A 19,493-nucleotide genomic window follows, 5' to 3' on the forward strand; every position below is an offset into this window, starting at 1 on the left:
TTCAGCCACTCCATACCTGAGCGTCGGCCATGCCTGACTTCAACTTTGGTGCCGTGCTGCAGGGCCGCTATCTGGACTGGCTGATTGCCGGTGCCTGCAAAACCCTGCTGCTCTTTTTCGCAGCCTGGATCTCCGGCTTCCTGATCGGACTTCTCGTGGTTTCCCTCAGGGAGTCTCGCGCCCGGCCGCTCGAGCTTCTCGCCAAGGCCTTCGTGGGCTACCACCGCAATGTGCCAGGCCTCGTGCAAGTTTTCATCTGGTATTTCGGCGTCCCCCAGATCCTTCCGGAAGCGTGGCAGGCCTGGATCAACGACCACGGCAGCGAGTTCTTCCTCGTCTGGATAGCGCTGTCGCTGAACGCCGGCGCCTACATGTCCGAGGACCTGCGCAGCGGCGTCCGTTCGTTGCCCCCCACGCAACTGGAGGCAGCCAGAGCGCTCGGCATGACGTTCGTGCAAGCCATGCGAGTGGTCATTCTTCCCCAAGCCCTGCGGGTTGCGTTGCCGCCGCTGACAAACCAATCCTTGAGCTTGTTCAAGTCGACGAGCCTGGCGATGGCCATCGGATTCGCCGAGATGACTTATGCGGCGCATCAAGTAGAGAACGAAAGCTTCCGGACGTTTGAAACCTTCGCGATTGCGTCCGTCTTCTACTGGGCAGGCTCCTTCCTGCTGATGTGGCTAGGCCATGCGTGCAGCGTGAAACTGAAAGCCGGGAGGGCAGCGCGATGATCGAAATCCTTCGCGACTATGGCGTCTTACTCCTGGTCGGACAGTTTCCGAACGGTCCGCTGGGAGGCCTTGCCCTGACCCTTTGCCTGGCAATCACCGGCCTCATCGCCTCCTTTCCGCTTGCAGTGCTGATGGGCATCGCGCGGACCTCGCCGATCGCGGCGATCCGTGCACCCGCAACGGCCATCGTGTATGTCGTGCGCGGCCTGCCGGTGCTGATGCTGATTTTCTGGGCCTACTTCATCGTGCCCATCCTGGTCGGCCACAGCGTATCCGGTACCACCACCCTCATCTGCGCCCTGGTCATCTACGAACTCGCATTCATGGGCGAGGTCGTACGCGCCGGCATCGAGGCCATACCGGCTGGCCAGGTCGAGGCCGCGAGGTCGCTTGGAATGACTTACGGACAAGCGATGCGCAAGGTCGTTCTGCCGCAGGCACTCGTTCACATGACGCCGAGCATCCTGAGCCAGCTCATCAATCTCATCAAGAACACCTCGCTGGGCTACATCATCAGCGTCAATGAATTGACGTATGCGGCCTACCAGGTCAACGCGCAGTTGCTGACCAAGCCGTTCGAGGTCTATCTGATCCTCGCCGTCACCTACTTCGTCATTTGCTGGCTGCTCAGTCTCTGTGTGAACCGGCTCGAGAAGAAGCTCAATCGCAGCTCCACCCGTAACCCCACCAAAGAGGCCACCGCATGATTTCTTTCGAAGGCGTGGACAAGTTCTACGGCGAATACCAGGCGTTGAACAACATCGACGAGACGGTCGCGAAGGGAGAGGTCGTGGTGGTCTGTGGCCCGTCCGGGTCCGGAAAATCCACACTCATCCGGACCATCAATCGGCTCGAGCCCATCTCCAAGGGCAAGATCATCGTCAATGGGCAAGATGTCCACGGGGCCAGTGTCGACGTGAACAAGTTGCGCAGCAACATCGGCTTCGTCTTCCAGAGCTTCAATCTCTTTCCGCATCTGAGCGTGCTGCGGAACGTGATCCTTGCCCCGATGATGGTGCTGGGAATGGCCGAGCGCGATGCGAAAGAGCGCGCGATGAAACTGCTCGCCAAGGTAGGCATGCAGCACAAGGCAGACGCCTATCCATCCCAGCTTTCCGGCGGCCAGCAACAACGCATAGCCATCGCTCGAGCCTTGGCGATGGAGCCGCCGGTCATGCTGTTCGATGAACCCACGAGCGCGCTGGACCCCGAGATGGTCGGTGAGGTTCTGAACGTGATGAAGCAACTCGCGGCCGAAGGCATGACCATGGTCTGCGTCACGCACGAGATGGGTTTTGCGCGCGAGGTGGCAAACCGCATCGTCTTCATGGATGCCGGAACCATTCTCGAACGAGCGACCCCCCAGCAGTTCTTCACCAGCCCGCAGCACCCTCGTGCTCAAAAGTTCATCTCGGACATCCGCCACACCTGAACACTGCCGGCGCTTGTACGGCGCTGGCGCTGCATACCAACGAGACCGCATATGACATTCCTTGCCGATTCCATTTCACGTATCAAGCCGTCCAGCACCATCGCGGCAAGCCAGCGAGCGCGCGACCTCGCCGCTCAAGGGCGCGATGTCATCGCCCTGAGCACCGGCGAGCCGGACTTCGACACCCCCGAGAACATCCAGCTTGCCGCCATCCGGGCGTTGACAACGGGCAAGACCCGCTACACACCGACCAACGGCATTCCCGAACTCCGGGAGGCGATCGTCCAAAAGTTTCGGCGCGAGAACTCGCTGGAGTTCACGCCCCAGCAGGTCATCGTCAGCAATGGCGGCAAGCACGTCATCGCCAATGCATTTCTTGCGACCCTGAACCCTGGGGACGAAGTGCTCATTCCGGCGCCGTACTGGGTCTCCTATCCCGAGCTGGTGGCACTGTGCGGTGCGACGCCCATCGTCGTCGAGACGTCTGCGAAGGACGGCCTGAAGCTCACGCCCGAGGCGCTCGAGCGCCACATCACTGCCCGAACGAAATGGGTTGTCCTGAATTCACCGTCGAATCCATCGGGGGCCGCCTACACCCATGGAGAACTCAGCGCCCTGGCTGAAGTGCTCGTCAAGCACGAGCACGTCTGGATTCTCACGGACGACATCTATGAGCATCTCGTGTACGACGACTTCGTCTTCGCGACCATCGGTCAGGTCGAGCCGCGATTGCTCCCAAGAACACTCACCATGAACGGCGTCTCGAAGGCGTACGCGATGACCGGATGGCGCGTGGGCTACGGTGCCGGGCCGACGCAGTTGGTCAAGGCGATGGACGTTATCCAGGGCCAGGTGACCTCCGGCATCAACTCGGTGGCGCAATGGGCCGCGGTTGAAGCCTTGACGGGGCCGCAAGACTTTCTGGGCACCCGCCGACAGGCGTTCCAGGAGCGCAGGGATGCCGTTGTCGGGCTGCTCAATTCGTGCGAGGGAATCCGGTGTGCGACGCCGGAGGGCGCTTTCTACGTTTTTCCTTCTTGCGAAGGTACGTATGGGAAGGTCAGCAGAAGCGGCAAGCCCATCGAGGATGACGAGTCCTTCGCACTCGAACTGCTGTCGGAGGAGGGTGTGGCGGTTGTTCATGGCAGCGCGTTCGGCACACCGGGGCACTTTCGAATCTCCTACGCCGCCAGCATGACGAGCCTCGTGGGCGCCTGCGAGCGAATCCGCAGGTTCTGCGCCAACCTGGAGAAGGGAAACGCGAAATGACCGATGCTCGATGGAAGGTCGCGCCCCCGGGAAGCAACTGGGGAGAGTTCGGGCCCGACGACCAGCTTGGCCGCATGAACCTGGTGGATCGCGGCAAGCTGCTGCAAGGCATTGCCGAGGTCAAGGAAGGGTTGAATTTTTGCCTTTCATTGCCGCTCGACTATCCAGGCGGGCAGGCACTCAATCCGAGGCGCCTCGCGCCCCAGCGCTTTGCGACCTTGCGCGATGGTAAGAGCGCCGGCGTGCAGGGATTCTGCTGGTCGTACGAGACCGAGGAATCGAATCTCACCGACGTCGTGTGCGATGACGTGCTGCTGATGAACACGCAGTATTCGACGCAGTGGGACAGCCTGGCGCACATGGGCAGCCGGTTCGATGCCGACGACGACGGGCAAGCCGAAGCCGTTTTCTACAACGGCTTTCGCGCAGGCCGCGACATCATGGGCGCCGTCGAAGACCCTGATGCAGTAGCGCCGTGGGCGCGCTTTCCGGGGCCCAACGCAGAACGACTCGGTATCGAGCATCTGGCGGAACACGGGGCCCAAGGCCGGGGCGTCATGGTCGACCTCGAGCACCATATCGGCCGAAAGAAAATCGCGGTCGGCTACGACCAACTCATGCGTATCCTCGAAGCGGACGGTGTCACCATCGAAGCGGGGGACATGGTGTGCATCCACACCGGGTTCGCCGACACGCTGATGGCGATGAACCGCAACCCGGATGTGAAGCACTTGCACGAAACAGGCAGCGGCCTGGACGGACGCGATGCGAAGCTTCTGAACTGGATTGTCGACGTGAAGCTGGCCTGCCTCATCGCGGACAACCCGGCGGTCGAACTGATTTCGCCGACGCTGGCTGCATCAAATCCGATTCGAGGTCCGAAGCTGCCTCTGCATGAGCATTGCCTCTTCAAGAACGGCATCCATCTAGGTGAACTCTGGTTGTTGACGCCGCTCGCTCGGTGGCTGAGAAAGCAGGGTCGCCACCGCTTCCTTCTTACAGCGCCACCTCTTCGGCTGCCCGGCGCAGCCGGCTCGCCTGCAACTCCCATCGCCACGGTTTAGACGTGCAGCGAAGCCAGCGTCCTCAATTCGATTCACTCTCTCTTGAGAATTGAGCATGAACCAACACGTCGTTCGCGATTTTCCTCGGATCCCTGCGGACATAGTTCAGCAGGCTGCCGATATTCAACCTGCCATCTTCGCTGACGTTGCCGGTCGCAGGGGCGCACTTCACGGCCGTATCCAGGCACTGCGGCCAACGATGAAGTTCGCAGGCCCTGCCTTCACGGTCGAGGTTCGTCCTGGCGACAACCTCATGATTCACGTCGCGCTCATGCTCGCCAAGCCCGGCGACGTCATCGTGGTCGATGGAAAGGGCGATCTGTCTGCGGCGTTGATGGGGGCCATCATGATCAACGTCTGTCGCGAAAGGGGTTTCGCGGGCGTTGTTCTGGATGGCGCAGCCCGCGACACGCTCGAAATTGCGGAAATGGAGTTTCCGGTTTTTGCCGCGGGCTCCAATCCCAATGGGCCGACGAAGAACGTTCCTGGCCGCGTTGGGCATCCGGTTTCGGTTGGAGGTGTGACGGTGCGTCCGGGCGACTTCATTTGCGGTGACGCTGACGGGGTTGTCGCAATTGCGCGAGAGGAGATGGAGACGCTCCTGCCCGCAGCGCGCAAGAAGGAGACGGACGAGGCCGCGCGAATCGCCGCCATCCGAAACGGCGACACCACTGCGAAGTGGCTGGACCGTGCGTTGAGGACCGCAGGCATCCTGGCTGAGGGGGAGATGCTCTAGGTTAGGCCGAGTTGTCCAATTCCGAACCGGAAGGTCGGAGTCGGATGATTGCTACCAATGTGTGGCTTTGTCCGGAGATACAAATCGAATTGTGAGTACTGTTTGCCGAGAGCAATTCCGGGCTTTGAGACCGTTGAAAAAGCGCACGGAAGCGCCCGGTCAGTTGGGCAACTGTGTCCGTGCCGAAGCAGAGCTGAGCCACCGCGCCGCTTGAATCGCGCGCCAGGGGTGGAGCCGACGCAGCAATGGTCGACTGTGCCTTGCCTTGCCCTATGACCTCCTTTCGCTTTGGCGGCTCTCATGATGCGCGGGCCTCCAGGCGGCGGGCCAGACGCGGGTAGACGCGCAGTGCGTTGTCGCCCAGCACCTTGGCACGGTGCTCCGGCGTGAGCCAGTCGACGGCGTCGATGTAGCGTTTGGTGTCGTCGTAGTGGTGTCCGGTCTGCGGATCGATGCCCTTCACCGCGCCAACGATCTCGGAGGCGAACAGCACGTTGTCCGGCGGCACGACCTCCAGCAGCAACTCGATGCCGGGGCGGTGATAGACGCAGGTGTCGAAGAACACGTTGCGCATCATCTCCTCCAGCGGTGGCCGCTTCAGTTGCTGCGCCAGACCGCGGTAGCGGCCCCAGTGGTAGGGCACGGCGCCACCGCCGTGCGGAATCACGAAGCGCAGCGTCGGAAAGTCCCGGAAGATGTCCGACAGCAGAAACTGCATGAACGCCGTGGTGTCGCCATTCAGGTAGTGGGCGCCGGTGTGGTGGAAGTTAGGGTTGCACGAACAGCTCACGTGCACCATGGCCGGCACGTCGAGCTCGACCATTTTCTCGAACAGCGGATACCAGTGGCGCTGCGTCATGGGCGGGTCGGTCCAGAAGCCGTCGGTGGGGTCGGGGTTCACGTTGCAGCCGACGAAGCCGAGCTCTTCGACGCAGCGCGCGAGCTCCTCGACGCAGTTGGCAGGGCTCACGCCCGGCGACTGAGGCAGTTGGCACACACCGACGAGTTCGTCGGGAAACATCTCGACGGCGCGGTGCACGAGGTCATTGCAGGCCCGTGTCCAGTCGCGGCTGGTGACGGCATCGCCCACGTGATGCGCCATGGCGCCGGCGATGGGCGAGAACAGCGTGAGGTCCACGCCGCGTTCGCGCTGGATGCGCAGCTGGTTCTGTTCGAGCGACTCGCGGATTTCTTCGTCGGAGATGGTGAAATCGGGCGCGAGCGCACGACCGGCTTCGAACGCGGTTGTCTGGCGCGCGCGGTAGTCCTTCAGCGCAGCGGGCGCGGTGGTGTAGTGGCCGTGGCAGTCGATGATCATTGTTGGTGCCTTGTGTCGTTCATTCTTCGAAGTAGCAGCCGAGCTGGGTGAGCCGTGCGCGATAGCCCGCTGCGTCGTCGTCCCCTCGGCCGATGGCTGCAAAGGTCTCGCTCTCGTGTCTGAACTTCGCGGCGGCGTTGTCGTAGATGGCCTGCACGTCGCCTTGCGGCGCGCACACGATGAGCCGCGACATCGAGTCGCTTATGTTGGCCGCGGGAAGGGCCGCGAACTTGTCGACCCATGATCTGTCGACCGCACTGCGGCGCGTGAGAACCTGAATGTCTGCTTGCATGAAAATTCCTCGCTGGGTGTGAAAGGCTCACTCGGTGCTCAGGTTGAACTGGCGCGCGACGTCGGCGTAGCTCTTGAGTTCATCGGTGAAAAAGGGTTGGAACTGCGCGGCCGGCATGGGGGCGGATTCGATGCCCATGCGGTCGAGCGCGGCAACGACGTCCGGCTGCTTCATGACGGCCTGGATCTCGTCGGACAGCCGAGCCACGACGCTGGCCGGTGTGCGCGCCGGCAAGAACAGCCCCCACCAACCGGTGCCCTCGAGGTCGGAGACCCCGGCCTCTTTCATGGTGGGGACGTCGGGTAGGTGTTTGAAGCGCGTCGTGCCCGTCACGGCCAGTGCGCGCAGCTTGCCGCTCGCGATATGCGGCAGCACTTCGCTCGTGGTCTGGATCATGTAGGTCAGGCGCCCGGCGATCAGGTCGGGCATGGCAGCGGCGCCGCCTTTGTAGAGGACCTGCACGGGGCTCGTGCCGGTGTTTTTCGGAAAGATCAGGTTGGTCGGCGAGCCCGCACCGACAGCGCCGTAGGAGGCCTTGTCCGGGTGGGCCTTCATGGAGGCGATGAGCTCCGCCACGCTCTTCAGCGGCGACGTCGCCGGCACCACCAGCACGAACGGCGCCTTGCCTGTGCGTGCGACGGGAATCAGATCCTTGGCCGCGTCGTACGGAATCTGTTTCATCGTCGCGCGGTTGAACGACAGGAACGTTGCACCCATCAGCAGCGTGTAGCCGTCGGGCTGCGCCTTGGCCACCGCATCGGCTCCGATGTTGGCGTTGGCGCCGGGCCGGTTGTCGATGATCACGGGTTGCTTGAGCCGCGCGCCGAGCGCGGTCGCCACCACGCGTGAGATGTTGTCGACGCCGCCACCTGCAGCGAACGGAACGATCATGCGCACGGGCTTGTCGGGATAGTCCGCGGCGCCTGCCTGTATGCAAGCCAGGCTCAGCGCGGCGAGAGTCAATGTCGCGAGGCGACGGTTCATGGTGTGTCTCCTTGTCGTTGTCTGTCGATCGGGATTGATCAGGGGAACAGGGTGATAGCTCACGACGACGCCTTGATAAGGGTGGCGCTCGGCATCGGCCATGTCGATGGGCAGCGCAGTGCCGCACGCTTTTGCGGTTCGAACGCCATCAGCGCGTTCATGTCCTCGGTGTCGTGGGTTTCGTTCAGTTCAGTGGTCATGGCGTGCCTGTTGGTTGTCGGCGATTCGCTATTGGCTGTCGTCGGGGAGCGCGCGGTGCAGCACGACGCCTGGGGCGTCGAGGGCGTGCGTCAGGACGCTCCCATGTGTGGAATCGGTGACGAACAGCGTTGACCGGTTCGGCCCGCCGAAGGCGATGTTCGTGGTCGAGGCACCGACAGGACCGCGCAGCACCACGACAGGCTCCGCGCGGGTGTTGAGCACCCAGACGTAGCCCAACCCGGGGTTTGCCACCAGGAGCCGCCCTTGCATGTCGACAGCCAGCCCGTCGGGGCCGCTGGGCCCGTAGGACGTGAAGAACTGGCTCACCTTCGCGACGCTCCCGTCGGCCAAGAGCGGCACGCGCCACACGCAGTTGCCCCGCGTCACCGCCAGGTAGAGGACCTTGCCGTCGGGCGACAGGGCCACGCCGTTCGGACTGGGCACGTTCGACAGCAGCAGGTCGAGCTGGCCGCTCGGATGCAGGCGGTAGAGCCTCCCCGATGGGTCGTGAAGCCCGCTCTGCCCCTGGTCCGTGAAGTAGATGTTGCCCTTGGCGTCGAGCACGAGGTCGTTCATGCCCTTGAAGCTCTCGGTATTGCGCCGTTGCAGGTGCGGCGTGACCTGCCCGGTCTGCACGTCCACCCGCATCAGGCCGTTCTTGTAGTCGGCGACGAGCAGGGTGTGAGCGTCGAGGAACTTCATGCCGTTGGGTTCGCCGTCGTACTCGGCCACCTGCATCCATGCGCCTGCCGGATCGATCCGGAAGATGCGGCCGAAGGGAATGTCGCAGACGTAGAGATTGCCCGCGTCATCGAACACGGGCCCTTCGAGGAACGAGTCGGTCGGCGCGCTCCCGCGGTTGGCATCGGCCCAGACGCTGCGCTGCGGCCGACGGAAGGCCGCGGGCATGGTGGTGAAGGTCTTCAGTTCGAGCACCTGAGGCGCTTGCAGAAGGTACATGTCGGTCTCCTTGAAGGACGGTGCTGCGCCTCAGGCGGCCGCGAACCCGTAGAGCTTCGCCGGGTTGTCCACCAGGATGCGGTCGCGCACCGCGGTGCTGTCGCACCAGGCCGCGAGAACGTCGGCCAGGTCGGCATCGTTGACGGTGTCCGGCGCCTCGGTGGTGTGGGGCCAGTCGCTGCCCCACACCAGGCGCTCCGGCGCGGCGGCGACCAGTGCGCGGCCGAGGCTGGAGGCGTCGCCGTAGGCGGGCGCTCCGTCGCGCGATCGCATGTACACGCCCGACAGCTTCATCCATGTGTTGCCGCCGTCCAGCAAGCGACGCGCGACCGCGTAGGCTTCGCCATTGATGCCTTCGGCCGGATCGATGCGGGCCATGTGGTCGATGACCAGCGGCACCGGCAGCTTTGCGAGCACGGGTGCAAGCGCCACCAGCTGCTCCGGCTGCACGAAGACCTGGATGTGCCAGCCCAGGCGGGCCACCTTGTGCGCCAGCGTGGTCAGCATCTCCGGCGTGGTGACGCCCCAGGACTGCGGCGTGACGAAGTTCACGCGCAGACCGCACACGCGCTGCGCCGCGAGCGCGTCGAGCTCGGTGTCGACCACCTGATGGCCGACGACCGCCACGCCGCGCGCCTGCTTGCCCAGCTGCGCGAGTGCATCGAGCGTGCAGGCGTTGTCCGTGCCGTAGGTCGAGGGATTGACCACGACCGTGCGCGAGGTGCCCAGCCGCTGCTGCAACCGGCGGTAGGCCGCCACATCGGCGTGCGGCGGCTGGCGCTTCCAGTGCGGCGACGGCGCGAACCGCGGATCGAAGATGTGCATGTGGCTGTCGCAGGCATCCTGGGGAAGTGCATGCGCGGGCCGGTTGATGCCGACGGAATGGGGAACCGGTCGAGAGTCCGGCATGTCGTTCATGGCGTCTTCAATCGAGCTTGATGTTGCCTTTGCGGATCACGTCCGCCCACTTCGCGTCTTCCTTTTTCAGGAAGTCGGCGAACTCGGCCGGTGTCGAGCCCACCGGCTGCACACCGACATCCACGAAGCGGCGCTTCACATCATCTTCCTTCAGCACGTCGATGACCGCCTTGTGGAGCTTGTCGGCAATGGGTGCGGGCGTGCCGGCGGGTATCAGCAGGCCGTTCCATTCGTAGGCCTCGTAGCCGGGGGCCACCGTCTCGCCCAGGGTCGGCACCTCCGGCAGGCGCGCCGAGCGCTGCGGCGACGACACCGCCAGCGCACGCAGCTTGCCGGACGACACCAGCGGATACGAGCCGGCGATCGTGCTGAACATGAAGTCGACCTGGCCGCCCATGACATCGACGATGGCGGGGCCGCCGCTTTTGTAGCCGACGTGGACCATGTCCAGGCCGAGCCGCTGGCGCAGGAGCTCCGCTGCAAGCCGTTGCACGGTGCCGCTGCCACCGGAGGCGTAGTTCATCTTGCCCGGCTCGGCCTTGGCCTTGTCCACCAGATCCTTGATGGTCTTAAGCGGCGAGTCCGCGCGCACGATCACGATATTCGGCGCCAGTGAGACGAGCGCCAGGGGCTGCAGCGCATTGCTGGCGTACGGCATGCGAGGGAACAGGTGCGGGTTGATCGAGTACGGCGTGGCGTCGTACAGCACCGTGTAGCCGTCGGGCGCGGCCTTGGCGGCAAAGGCCGCGCCGATGGTGCCGCTGGCCCCGGGCCGGTTGTCGACGATCACGCTGGTGCCGAGCTTCTGGCCGACACGAACCGCGAGCACGCGGGCCAGGGCATCGGCCGAACCACCCGGCGCGTAAGGTACGACGAGGGTGATGGGGCGCTCGGGATAGGCGGCGTGGGCGAGCGCGGCGGCGCACAGGCACACGGCGAGAAGGCCGCGGAAGAAAATTTTCATGATGTCTCCAATGTGTTGTGATGGCTGCGGGCAAGGCGCAGCGCGTTCATTCGGTCTCGAGGTCGAGCGAGCACTTCTTTTTCATTTCTGTCTCCTTTCATCGAACGCCGATTGCATGCCTCAGGTGGTCGCCGTCTCGCGCGAAAGCACCTCCAGCAGGTTCCTCGCCGCACCGACGCCCATGTTCACGTAGGCATCGCTGGTCACGCCGCCGATGTGAGGACTGAGCACGATGTTCTTTTCGCCCTGGAACGGATGGCCGGGCGTCATCGGCTCGACCGCGAAGCTGTCGAGTCCGGCCATGGCGACCTGGCCCGAACGCAGGGCTGCCAGCAGTGCCTTTTCATCGATCAGGCCGCCGCGGGCCGTGTTGACAACGATCACGCCGCGCTTGCATTGCGCCAGGGTGCGGGCATTGAGCAGCCCGCGGTTGTCGTCGGTCAGCGGGCAGTGCAACGATACGGCGTCGGACTCGGCCCAGAGGGTCGCAAGGTCGGCGGGTTGCACATAGGCCGGCAGGTTCTTCGCGAAAGGATCGTGGCCAAGCACCCGCATGCCCAGCGCGTCGGCCATGCGCGCGAAGCGAAGGCCGATGGCGCCCAGGCCGACAAGGCCGATGGTGCGCCCACCGAGCTCCAGGCCCTTGTGCGTCGCCTTGTCCCAGTGGCCGGCATGCATGCGCGCGTCGAGCGCCACCACCGATTTGGCGCAGGCCAGCAGCAAGGCCAGCGCCTGCTCGGCCACCGCAGCCGCATTGGCGCCCACGGCCGCCACCACCTCGATGCCGCGCGCCTGCGCCGCGGTCTTGTCGATCGTGTCGGTTCCGCTGCCGTGCTTGGAGATCACCTTCAGCGAAGGTGCCGCGTCCATCACGGCGGTGCCCACCTTGCCGTAGCGAACGATGATGGCCACGGGGTCGTGCGCGCGGCAAAGGGCGACCAGGTCGTCCTCGGTCGGCGTCTTGCCGGCATAGACGATGTCATGGCCTTCGAGCAGCGCGAGCGCCTGTGGCGCGAGGTCGGCGCCGGTCACGAGGATGGAGCTTCCGTTGGTCGCGGTCACAACGTCTCGCCTTCCTTCAGCACGCCGGCCGCACGCAGCGCCGAGTCCAGCCACTTGGCCGCGGTGTCGCCGTCCTTGATGGCGGCGATGCGCGCGGCCTCGTCGCGGACCTTCTTGGCAGCCAGCGGCAGCAGCGACTCGATCTTCTCGCGCTCGACCACGACCACGCCGTCGCCGTCGCCGATCACGAAGTCGCCGGGGTGCACCGTCACGCCGCCGATGGACACGGGGTGTCCGATGCGTCCGCCGATGTTCTTCGTCGGCCCATTCGGGTTGGTGCCCACGCTGAAGACGGGGAAGTCCATCTCGTCGATCTCCAGGCTGTCGCGGCAGGCGCCGTCCATCACCACGCCGGCGATGCCGAGCTTCTTGCAGGCCGTCATCATGATCGTGCCCATCAAGGCCGAGGTCTGGTCGCCCTTGCCGTCGATCACGAGTACGTCGCCGGGCTTTGCCATGGCGATGGCCGCATGGATCATGAGGTTGTCGCCGGGGCGCACTTCCACCGTGATGGCGGTGCCGGCCAGCTTCATGCGCGGGCGCAGGGCCTTGATGCGCCCGTCCAGCGCGCCGCGTCGGCCGGCCACGTCGGCGAGGATGGCGGGCTGGAACTCGGCGGCCTGCGCCACGATGTTTGCGGGCACGCGCTCGAAGTTGCGAATGATGTCGGGAAGGGTGGAGGACATGGAAGTACTTTCAGGAAAGGAAGGGGAATGGAATGAAGTTCAGTCGGGCTTGACGCCGTCGTCCTTGATGACCTTGGCCCACTTGGACAGGTCGGCTTTCTGGGTGTCGGGCATCGCAACGACCTCGGGGTCCTTCAGCTGGTGCACGATGTCGTCGTGCAGGCGCTTGACCACCGGCGCAGGTGTGCAGGGCGTGGCCATGGGAGGTCAGTCCATCTTGGCGCCGGACGACTTCACGATCGCGCTCCAGCGCACGCCGTCGGTACGGATCAGCGATGCGAACTTCTCGGGCGTGCCGGTCATCACTTCCGCGCCTTGCGCGGCCAGCTTCTTCTTCACCTCGGCCGTTGCGAGGGCCTTGTTGAAGGCTGCGTTCAGCTTTGCGATGGCGTCCTTCGGCAGGGCGGCGGGACCGGCGACGCCGAACCAAGTCACGGCCTCGAAGTCCTTGTAGCCCGACTCGGCCACGGTGGGCACGTCGGGCAGGTCGCTGTTGCGTTGCAGCGAAGTCACCGCCAGCGCGCGCAGCTGGCCGCTCTTGACCTGGGCGATCAGCGTCGGCACCGACGAGATGTACATCTGGATCTGCCCACCGACGAGGTCCGTGAGGCCCTGCGAGGCGCCCTTGTATGGGACGTGCGTGAACTGCACGCCGGCGGCCTTCTGGAACTGCTCGGCGGCCAGGTGGGCCACGGTGCCGTTGCCCGAGCTCGCATAGTTGAGCGAAGTCGGCTTGGCCTTGGCGGCGGCGACCACGTCCGAGAGCTTCTTGTAGGGCGATGCGGCGGACACCACCACGACCAGCGGCGCCGATGCGACAAGGCCCACCGCCGCCAGGTCCTTCACCGGGTCGTACGGCAGCTTCGCGTACAGCGACGGGTTGATCGCGAGGTTGCTGGTCTGGCCCAGCACCAGCGTGTAGCCGTCGGGGTTGGCCTTGGCGGCGGCATCGACGCCGATGTTGCCGCCGGAGCCCGGCTTGTTGTCAATGACGATGGTCCAGCCTTCCGAGTTTGCCACCTTGTTCGCCACTTCGCGGGCAATGATGTCCGTGCCGCCGCCCGGCGGGAACGGCACCACGAGGCGGATGGGGCGCGAGGGATAGGCCTGCGCCAGTGCCACGCAGCAAGTGAGCATGAGGGCGACACCGAGGGCTGCACGGCGAGAAATGGAGCTGTTGCTCGAGGTACGCATTGGTTTGTCTCCGAATCGTTCGAATGGGTGCCCGAGAGCAGTTCTCCGGGGCATGCCGCAACTCTAGATTTGCGTTCCACTATCTACAATGGTGGTCCACTCGGTAAAACATGGACCATTCAGTGAAACAAAGCGCCAAAGAATCGCCCGTTTTGAAAAGCATCAAGGCGGTGAAGCCCAAGCGATCAGTTGAAGTCGTCGAGGCGCCGCGCGAGGCCGATCTCGAGGCGTCAGGCGGCGTAACCGCAGTGACCCGCGCCCTGCAACTGCTCGACACCTTCGGAATGCAGGACGAGCGGCTCTCGCTCGCCGAGTTGACACGGCGCAGCGGCATGCACAAGACCACCGTCCTCCGGCTGCTTCGCACGCTGGCGCTGGCCGGCTATGTGGTTCAGCGCGACGATGGCGAATGGCGGCTCGGGCCTGCCGCAGGCTGGCTCGGCGCCCGCTACCAGGCCAGCTTCGACGCCAACAACGTGGTGGAGCCGATGCTGCTCGCGCTGTCGCAAGCCACGGGCGAGAGCGCGGCCTTCTATGTGCGCGAAGGCAATTCGCGCACCTGCCTTGCGCGCGTGGAAGGGCCGCAACCGATTCGCCATCACGCGCGCATGGGCGCGATGCTTCCCTTGGAGCAGGGGTCGCCCGGTCGGGTAATCCTTGCGTTTTCCGGACAGCCCGGAAAGCTCTATGAAGACATCCGCAAGAAGGGCTATCACTTCTCCATCGGCGAGCGCGAGAAGAACGTGGCGACGGTGTCGGCGCCGGTCTTCGGCTTGCGCTGGGCTTTGCTCGGGTCGGTGTGCATTTCCGGGCCGGCGGATCGCTTGCCCAAAGCCAAGCTCATCGGCCATGCGAAGACGATCATGAAAGCCGCGAACGAGCTTTCGTACGCACTCGCCGGTCGTCCTACGGCGCAGACGCCGACAGTGGTCTCTACGTGGCATCCGTAGACGAATCGGTGCGGTTTCGAATCGGCGACTCGTGTAGAGCCAAGATCGCCAAATCCGACCGAACGTAGGTGTTGCGTCGCCCCGGAGCAGCCGGCCCCTACTCAAACGTCAATACCACCACGACAGCCAGCTTTCGCTGCGGAGGTGCCGCTGGCGTCCACCACTTTTGTCCGCCCGAGCCATCCCAACTCGCCCAACGCGACAGGTGGCGGCGCGCGCAAAACCGCGGCGCGCCCGTCATGAAAAATTCGCGTAAACCCTTAGTCTCATTGGAGGGGTTACCCGATTTATGAATAGCAACTATAGAGCGCGAACATTATTCAGATAACAGGCAGCTGCCTAACATTCCGCCCAGACAAGTCGGTTCGCAACATGCAACCGGTCAACCTGGAGACAAGTTTCATGGCAAAGCCCAAAGTCATCGTGACCGTCGCGCCCACTGGCGGCATGGCGAACAAGCAGCAGAACCCGAACCTGCCGACCCAACCCCAAGAGATCGCAGACGACACCTACCGCTGCTACAACGCAGGGGCCAGCGTCGTTGCACTGCACGCACGCCGCGCAAGCGACGACGAGGCCACCTGCGATCCGAAGGTCTACACGCAGATGAACGAGCTGATCCGCGCCAAGTGCGACATCGTGCTCAACAACTCGACCGGCGGTGGCGTCAACGGCGACATGATTCACCAGCTCAACAACGGCTTGTGGGAGATCAACTTCGACGAGCGCGTGAAGGGGATGGAAGCGCCCGGCGCCGAGATGTGCACCCTTGACGCTCAGACCATCTGCGCAAGCTTCGGCGGCAAGGAGATCCTCGTGCCGACCACGCCGAAGCGCACGCGACAACTGGCTGAGATGATGAAGGCCCGGGGCATCAAGCCCGAGTGGGAAGTCTTCAGCCTGGAAGACATCATTCAGGATGTCGGCCGCGCGATCAAGGAGGGGCTGGACGAACCTCCCTATTTCATCAATATCGTGCTGGGCGTCAACGCCTTCCAGGGCGCGCTGCCCTACAGCCCCAAGATCCTGCAGATGATGGTTGAGCATCTTCCCAAGGAAGCGATCTTCAACGTGAGCGCCATCGGCACGGCTCAACTGCCCGCCACGACGCACGGTCTCCTTCTCGGCGGTCATGTCCGCGTGGGTCTTGAAGACAACCTTTACTACGAGCACGGCGAACTCGCGACCAACGTGAAGCTTGTGGAGCGCATGGTGCGGATCGTCAGAGAGCTCGGCTACGAGCCGGCCACGCCGACCGAAGCGCGCCAAATCATGGGCTTGCGCCCGCTGCAGTAAGCGGCCTCTCTCCATTTCCTGAATCTGGCCAGGCCGCTGCTCGAGCGGTCGGGGAACACCTATGTCGTCTGAAAAATACCGCAGCCCGCAGGACATTCGTTCCGTCGCAGTGATCGGGACCGGCTCCGTCGGTGCCAGCTGGGCCGCACTGTTCCTGGCCCACGGCATGGAAGTGCTTGCCTACGATCCTTCCGAGGGCGCGGAGGCGCGAGCGATCGCCTTCGTGAGGGCGGCATGGCCCGCACTCGTGGAACTGAAAATCGCCGACGCGGTGGTTCCACCGCTCGAGCGCCTGCGCTTCTATGCGACCGCGGGCGACGCCGCTGCATTGGCGGACCTGATCCAGGAGAACGTTCCGGAGAAGCCGGAGTTGAAGGCGCGAGTTCTCGCGGAGATCTCCGGTGCCGCGGGGGCGGAAAAGATCATTCTCTCCAGCACGGGTGGCATTCCTCCATCCCAACTCCAGGAGGCCTGCGCACACCCGGAGCGCTTTGTCGTTGTGCATCCCTTCAATCCATCGCACCTGATTCCCCTGGTAGAGGTCGTGGGCGGAAAGAAGACTGCCTCGGCCGTCGTCGAATGGGCGCTTGGCTTCGCACGCTACGTCGGCAAGCAGCCGATTCGGCTGAACGTCGAGGCAACCGGGCACATGACCAACCGCCTGCAGTTCGCGTTGGTTCGTGAAGCAGTCCACTGCTTGGTCGAAGGTGTGGCGTCTGCGCGTGACATCGATGCCGCCGTGCGCTACGGCCTCGGCCCGCGCTGGACGCTGATGGGAAGTCTGCTCACGCTGCATCTGGCCGGCGGTCCTGGCGGAATGAAGGGGATTCTGGATCACGCCGGCAAGGCCATCGAGGAGTGGTGGACACCGATGAGCCAGCCGCAGTTGACGCCGGAAGTCACGGCTCGGCTCGTGGCGGCCAGCGCGGAAGTCTCGGATGGTCAGCCCATCGACCAGTGGGTGGCATGGCGCGACGAGCAATTGGTCAACGTGATCAAGCTTCAGGTGGCCAGCGAACAGGACGAGCCGAAGGGCTCGCAAAAAGGACAACCATGAGTGACAACACTTCGAGCTGGCCGATCCCGCTGCCGGCATGCATTCAAGTCGAACGACGTGGCAACGTAGCCTTGTTGGGCCTGAACCGACCAGAGAAGAGAAATGCGCTGAGCGACGAACTCGTGCTCGGTCTGCAGGCGTTCTTCTCGACCATCCCATCGGACGTCAAGGGCGTCGTGATGTACGGCGTCGGGGACAATTTTTGCGCCGGCCTGGACCTCAACGAACTCAAAGAAACGAGCACCGCCGAGGGCTTCGAGACCGTCATCATCGGTCAACGCCTCAATGAGACGATCCAGTACTGCAAGGTCCCTGTCTTGGCGGTCCTGCACGGCGCAGTCATCGGCGGCGGTCTCGAGCTTGCAGCCGCGGCGCACATTCGTGTTGCGGAAAAGGGCGCCTATTACGCGCTCCCCGAAGGCACTCGAGGCATCTTCCTCGGCTCGGGCGGCACGGTGCGCTTGCCGCGACTGATCGGTGCTTCGACCGTCATCGACATGATGCTGTCCGGGCGGGTCTATGAAGCGCAGGAAGCGCATCAGCTGCTGCGTTTGTCGCAGTACCTGGTCGAGGCTGGCGAGGGCCTGGAGAAGGCCGTCGCGCTCGCGGAAAAGATAGGCAAGAACGCGCCGCTCGCGAACTTCGCGGTGATCCAGGCCATTCCCCGCATCGTCGAGCAGGATCCCAACAACGGCCTGTTCACCGAGATGCTGATGGTCGGTATCGCCCAAGGCGACGACGAGGCAAAGCTGCGCCTGCGAGACTTCCTCGATCGCAAGGCCGGGAAGGTGGTCCGGGGATGAACGCGCCCGCACAGCGCTCGACGATGGGCGAGGTCCTCGGGCAGCAGGGCTCGGCCCTGACCGAAAAGGTCGCCTTCGAGACGCTCGAGGGCGCATCGGTCACCTTCGGCGCATTCCACGACCGGGTGAACCGGCTGTGCAACGCCGCCGCGGCCCTTGGGCTGGTTCACGGCGATCGAGTCGCGATTCTGTCTCGCAACAGGCCTGAGTATGTGGAAGCCTATGGCGCCTCGCAGTCGGGGCTGATAGTCGTCCCCCTCAATTGGCGCCTGGCAGCGGTCGAGCTTCAGAAGCTCATCGCCCACAGCGCGCCCAAGTTGATCGTCGTCGATGGTCCTCATCGTGAGTTGATCGACAGTCTTCGCCCGTTGCTTCCGAGCGTCGAGCACTTTGTGCTTCTCGGCGCGGAGGCTCCCGGTTGGATCGCGTACGAGAGTCTGCTCTCGAAGTCGTCTGCATCGACGCCCCGGCAGTTGGCGACGCCCGACGACATCCTCGCGCTGATCTATACCAGTGGGACGACGGGTGCCCCCAAGGGCGTTGCGATCTCGCATTCGGCGGCCATGGGCAACAGCCGAACCGCGGCCAATGGAATGCTGGCGCTGACCGAGCGGGACAGGACGATGGCCGTCATGCCGCTGTTCCACGTCGGCGGTATGTGGTACCACCTTTTCCCGAGCTTCTTCGCCGGCTGCACGACGCTCATCCTGCCCGAATTCAGTCCTGGCACGGTGCTTCAGGAGATCGAGCGTCGGCAGATCACCAACGTGCATCTGGTGCCGACGATGGTCGGCGCGCTGCTCGCGCATCCCGGCGTCGAAGGCGCATCGCTTTCGAGCCTGCGCGTGCTTTTCTATGCGGCATCTTCCATGCCGCCGGACATCCTGCGCCGCGCGATGCGCGCCTTTCCATCGTGCGCGTTTGCGCAGGGCTATGGCTCGACCGAAGCGGGCTTCGTGACGGGTCTGGATGCCGATGCGCATCGACGCGCAGGAACCCTCGAAGGCGAGCATTTGCTGAGCTCCTGCGGCAAGCCGTTTCCTGGGCGCGCGGTGCGCCTGGTCGACGACATGCGAAGCGAGGTCGAGCCGGGCGGCATTGGCGAGATCGAAGTCTTCAGTCCGGACATCATGAAAGGCTATTGGCACAACGATGACGCGACGCGCGCCGTCCTCGACGCCGCTGGCTGGCTCAAGACCGGTGACCTCGGCCACTTCGATGCAGAAGGCTTCCTCTACATCGTGGATCGGAAGAATGACATGGTCGTCACGGGGGGCGAGAACGTCTACCCGACCGAGGTCGAGGCCTGCCTCTACCGCGATGCGGATGTTCTGGAAGCCGCGGTGTTCGGCATCCCTGATCCTCAGTGGGTTGAGAAGGTCGTCGCTGCCGTCGTACTGCGCCCGGGCGTGCGCGTCGGCGCAGACGAGCTGATTGCGCGACTTCGCTCCCAGCTCGCGGCCTACAAGTGCCCGAAGGCCATCTATTTCACCACCACGCTACCGAAAAGCGCCGTCGGGAAGATCTTGCGAAAAGAGCTTCGCAAGCAATACGGCAGCGGCACCGATTGAGAGGC

22 protein-coding genes are annotated in these 19,493 nt (G+C 64.1%); 11 read left to right on the forward strand and 11 right to left on the reverse strand.

Annotated elements, in window-relative coordinates:
- Positions 1–29 precede the first annotated feature (29 nt).
- From QRN67_RS01020 to QRN67_RS01045, 6 genes are read left to right on the forward strand one after another with little or no spacing between them, the layout of a single operon-like run.
- Positions 30–731, forward strand: a complete 702-nt coding sequence (locus tag QRN67_RS01020; protein WP_285409903.1) for an amino acid ABC transporter permease — start codon at positions 30–32, stop codon at positions 729–731.
- Entirely contained in the window at positions 728–1,438 is a 711-nt protein-coding gene (locus QRN67_RS01025) for an amino acid ABC transporter permease (protein ID WP_285409905.1), read from the forward strand. Before QRN67_RS01020 ends, QRN67_RS01025 begins: the two co-directional genes overlap by 4 nt.
- Positions 1,435–2,163, forward strand: a complete 729-nt coding sequence (locus QRN67_RS01030) for an amino acid ABC transporter ATP-binding protein (RefSeq protein ID WP_285409907.1) — start codon at positions 1,435–1,437, stop codon at positions 2,161–2,163. The genes QRN67_RS01025 and QRN67_RS01030 overlap by 4 nt, the downstream gene beginning before the upstream one ends.
- Positions 2,164–2,214: 51 nt before the next feature.
- A complete protein-coding gene (locus tag QRN67_RS01035) occupies positions 2,215–3,432 on the forward strand; it encodes a pyridoxal phosphate-dependent aminotransferase (RefSeq protein WP_285409909.1) in 1,218 nt (405 codons plus the stop codon).
- Entirely contained in the window at positions 3,429–4,496 is a 1,068-nt protein-coding gene (locus tag QRN67_RS01040) for a cyclase family protein (protein WP_285409912.1), read from the forward strand. The genes QRN67_RS01035 and QRN67_RS01040 overlap by 4 nt, the downstream gene beginning before the upstream one ends.
- Before the next feature lie 55 nt (positions 4,497–4,551).
- Positions 4,552–5,232: an RraA family protein gene (locus QRN67_RS01045; RefSeq protein ID WP_285409913.1), complete on the forward strand. Its 681-nt coding sequence runs from the start codon at positions 4,552–4,554 to the stop codon at positions 5,230–5,232.
- Between the two features lie 298 nt (positions 5,233–5,530).
- Here QRN67_RS01045 and QRN67_RS01050 read toward each other — a convergent pair whose 3' ends face one another.
- The 11 genes from QRN67_RS01050 to QRN67_RS01100 form a co-directional block, all read right to left on the reverse strand.
- Positions 5,531–6,550: an amidohydrolase family protein gene (locus tag QRN67_RS01050; RefSeq protein WP_285409914.1), complete on the reverse strand. Its 1,020-nt coding sequence runs from the start codon at positions 6,548–6,550 to the stop codon at positions 5,531–5,533.
- 19 nt (positions 6,551–6,569) lie between these two features.
- Entirely contained in the window at positions 6,570–6,842 is a 273-nt protein-coding gene (locus QRN67_RS01055) for a hypothetical protein (RefSeq protein ID WP_285409916.1), read from the reverse strand.
- A gap of 27 nt (positions 6,843–6,869) precedes the next feature.
- Positions 6,870–7,826 (reverse strand): Bug family tripartite tricarboxylate transporter substrate binding protein, encoded by a 957-nt coding sequence (locus QRN67_RS01060; protein WP_285409917.1) that lies wholly within the window; start codon positions 7,824–7,826, stop codon positions 6,870–6,872.
- Between the two features lie 59 nt (positions 7,827–7,885).
- Entirely contained in the window at positions 7,886–8,026 is a 141-nt protein-coding gene (locus QRN67_RS01065) for a hypothetical protein (protein WP_285409918.1), read from the reverse strand.
- Positions 8,027–8,054: 28 nt separating this feature from the next.
- A complete protein-coding gene (locus tag QRN67_RS01070) occupies positions 8,055–8,987 on the reverse strand; it encodes an SMP-30/gluconolactonase/LRE family protein (protein ID WP_285409919.1) in 933 nt (310 codons plus the stop codon).
- 30 nt (positions 8,988–9,017) lie between these two features.
- Positions 9,018–9,905 carry an amidohydrolase family protein gene (locus QRN67_RS01075; RefSeq protein ID WP_503010809.1) on the reverse strand — a complete coding sequence of 296 codons (888 nt, stop codon included), beginning with the start codon at positions 9,903–9,905 and terminating at the stop codon, positions 9,018–9,020.
- A gap of 7 nt (positions 9,906–9,912) precedes the next feature.
- Complete coding sequence (locus QRN67_RS01080; RefSeq protein ID WP_285409921.1) at positions 9,913–10,869, reverse strand: tripartite tricarboxylate transporter substrate binding protein; 957 nt, start codon at positions 10,867–10,869, stop codon at positions 9,913–9,915.
- A 120-nt stretch (positions 10,870–10,989) separates the two neighbouring features.
- Positions 10,990–11,931, reverse strand: a complete 942-nt coding sequence (locus QRN67_RS01085; RefSeq protein ID WP_285409922.1) for an NAD(P)-dependent oxidoreductase — start codon at positions 11,929–11,931, stop codon at positions 10,990–10,992.
- On the reverse strand, positions 11,928–12,617 hold the full coding sequence (locus tag QRN67_RS01090; RefSeq protein ID WP_285409923.1) for an RraA family protein: 690 nt from the start codon (positions 12,615–12,617) through the stop codon (positions 11,928–11,930). Before QRN67_RS01090 ends, QRN67_RS01085 begins: the two co-directional genes overlap by 4 nt.
- A 39-nt stretch (positions 12,618–12,656) precedes the next feature.
- Positions 12,657–12,818, reverse strand: a complete 162-nt coding sequence (locus tag QRN67_RS01095) for a hypothetical protein (RefSeq protein ID WP_285409925.1) — start codon at positions 12,816–12,818, stop codon at positions 12,657–12,659.
- Between the two features lie 6 nt (positions 12,819–12,824).
- Positions 12,825–13,811, reverse strand: a complete 987-nt coding sequence (locus QRN67_RS01100) for a Bug family tripartite tricarboxylate transporter substrate binding protein (protein WP_503010811.1) — start codon at positions 13,809–13,811, stop codon at positions 12,825–12,827.
- A gap of 122 nt (positions 13,812–13,933) precedes the next feature.
- Between QRN67_RS01100 and QRN67_RS01105 the strand changes: the two genes are divergently transcribed.
- The 5 genes from QRN67_RS01105 to QRN67_RS01125 all read left to right on the forward strand — a co-directional run bounded on the left by QRN67_RS01105 (position 13,934) and on the right by QRN67_RS01125 (position 19,488).
- Positions 13,934–14,761: an IclR family transcriptional regulator gene (locus tag QRN67_RS01105; RefSeq protein ID WP_503010842.1), complete on the forward strand. Its 828-nt coding sequence runs from the start codon at positions 13,934–13,936 to the stop codon at positions 14,759–14,761.
- A 402-nt stretch (positions 14,762–15,163) separates the two neighbouring features.
- A complete protein-coding gene (locus QRN67_RS01110; protein ID WP_285409926.1) occupies positions 15,164–16,057 on the forward strand; it encodes a beta-keto acid cleavage family enzyme in 894 nt (297 codons plus the stop codon).
- Positions 16,058–16,118: 61 nt separating this feature from the next.
- Positions 16,119–17,114 carry a 3-hydroxyacyl-CoA dehydrogenase NAD-binding domain-containing protein gene (locus tag QRN67_RS01115; RefSeq protein WP_285409927.1) on the forward strand — a complete coding sequence of 332 codons (996 nt, stop codon included), beginning with the start codon at positions 16,119–16,121 and terminating at the stop codon, positions 17,112–17,114.
- Positions 17,111–17,917, forward strand: a complete 807-nt coding sequence (locus tag QRN67_RS01120; RefSeq protein ID WP_285409928.1) for a crotonase/enoyl-CoA hydratase family protein — start codon at positions 17,111–17,113, stop codon at positions 17,915–17,917. The genes QRN67_RS01115 and QRN67_RS01120 overlap by 4 nt, the downstream gene beginning before the upstream one ends.
- Positions 17,914–19,488, forward strand: coding sequence for a class I adenylate-forming enzyme family protein (locus tag QRN67_RS01125; protein ID WP_285409929.1), 1,575 nt, complete (start codon positions 17,914–17,916; stop codon positions 19,486–19,488). The genes QRN67_RS01120 and QRN67_RS01125 overlap by 4 nt, the downstream gene beginning before the upstream one ends.
- The last annotated feature ends 5 nt before the right edge of the window (positions 19,489–19,493 follow it).

Origin of the sequence: Variovorax sp. efr-133-TYG-130 (assembly GCF_030208835.1) — a bacterium.
Classification (GTDB): Bacteria; Pseudomonadota; Gammaproteobacteria; order Burkholderiales; family Burkholderiaceae_C; genus Variovorax.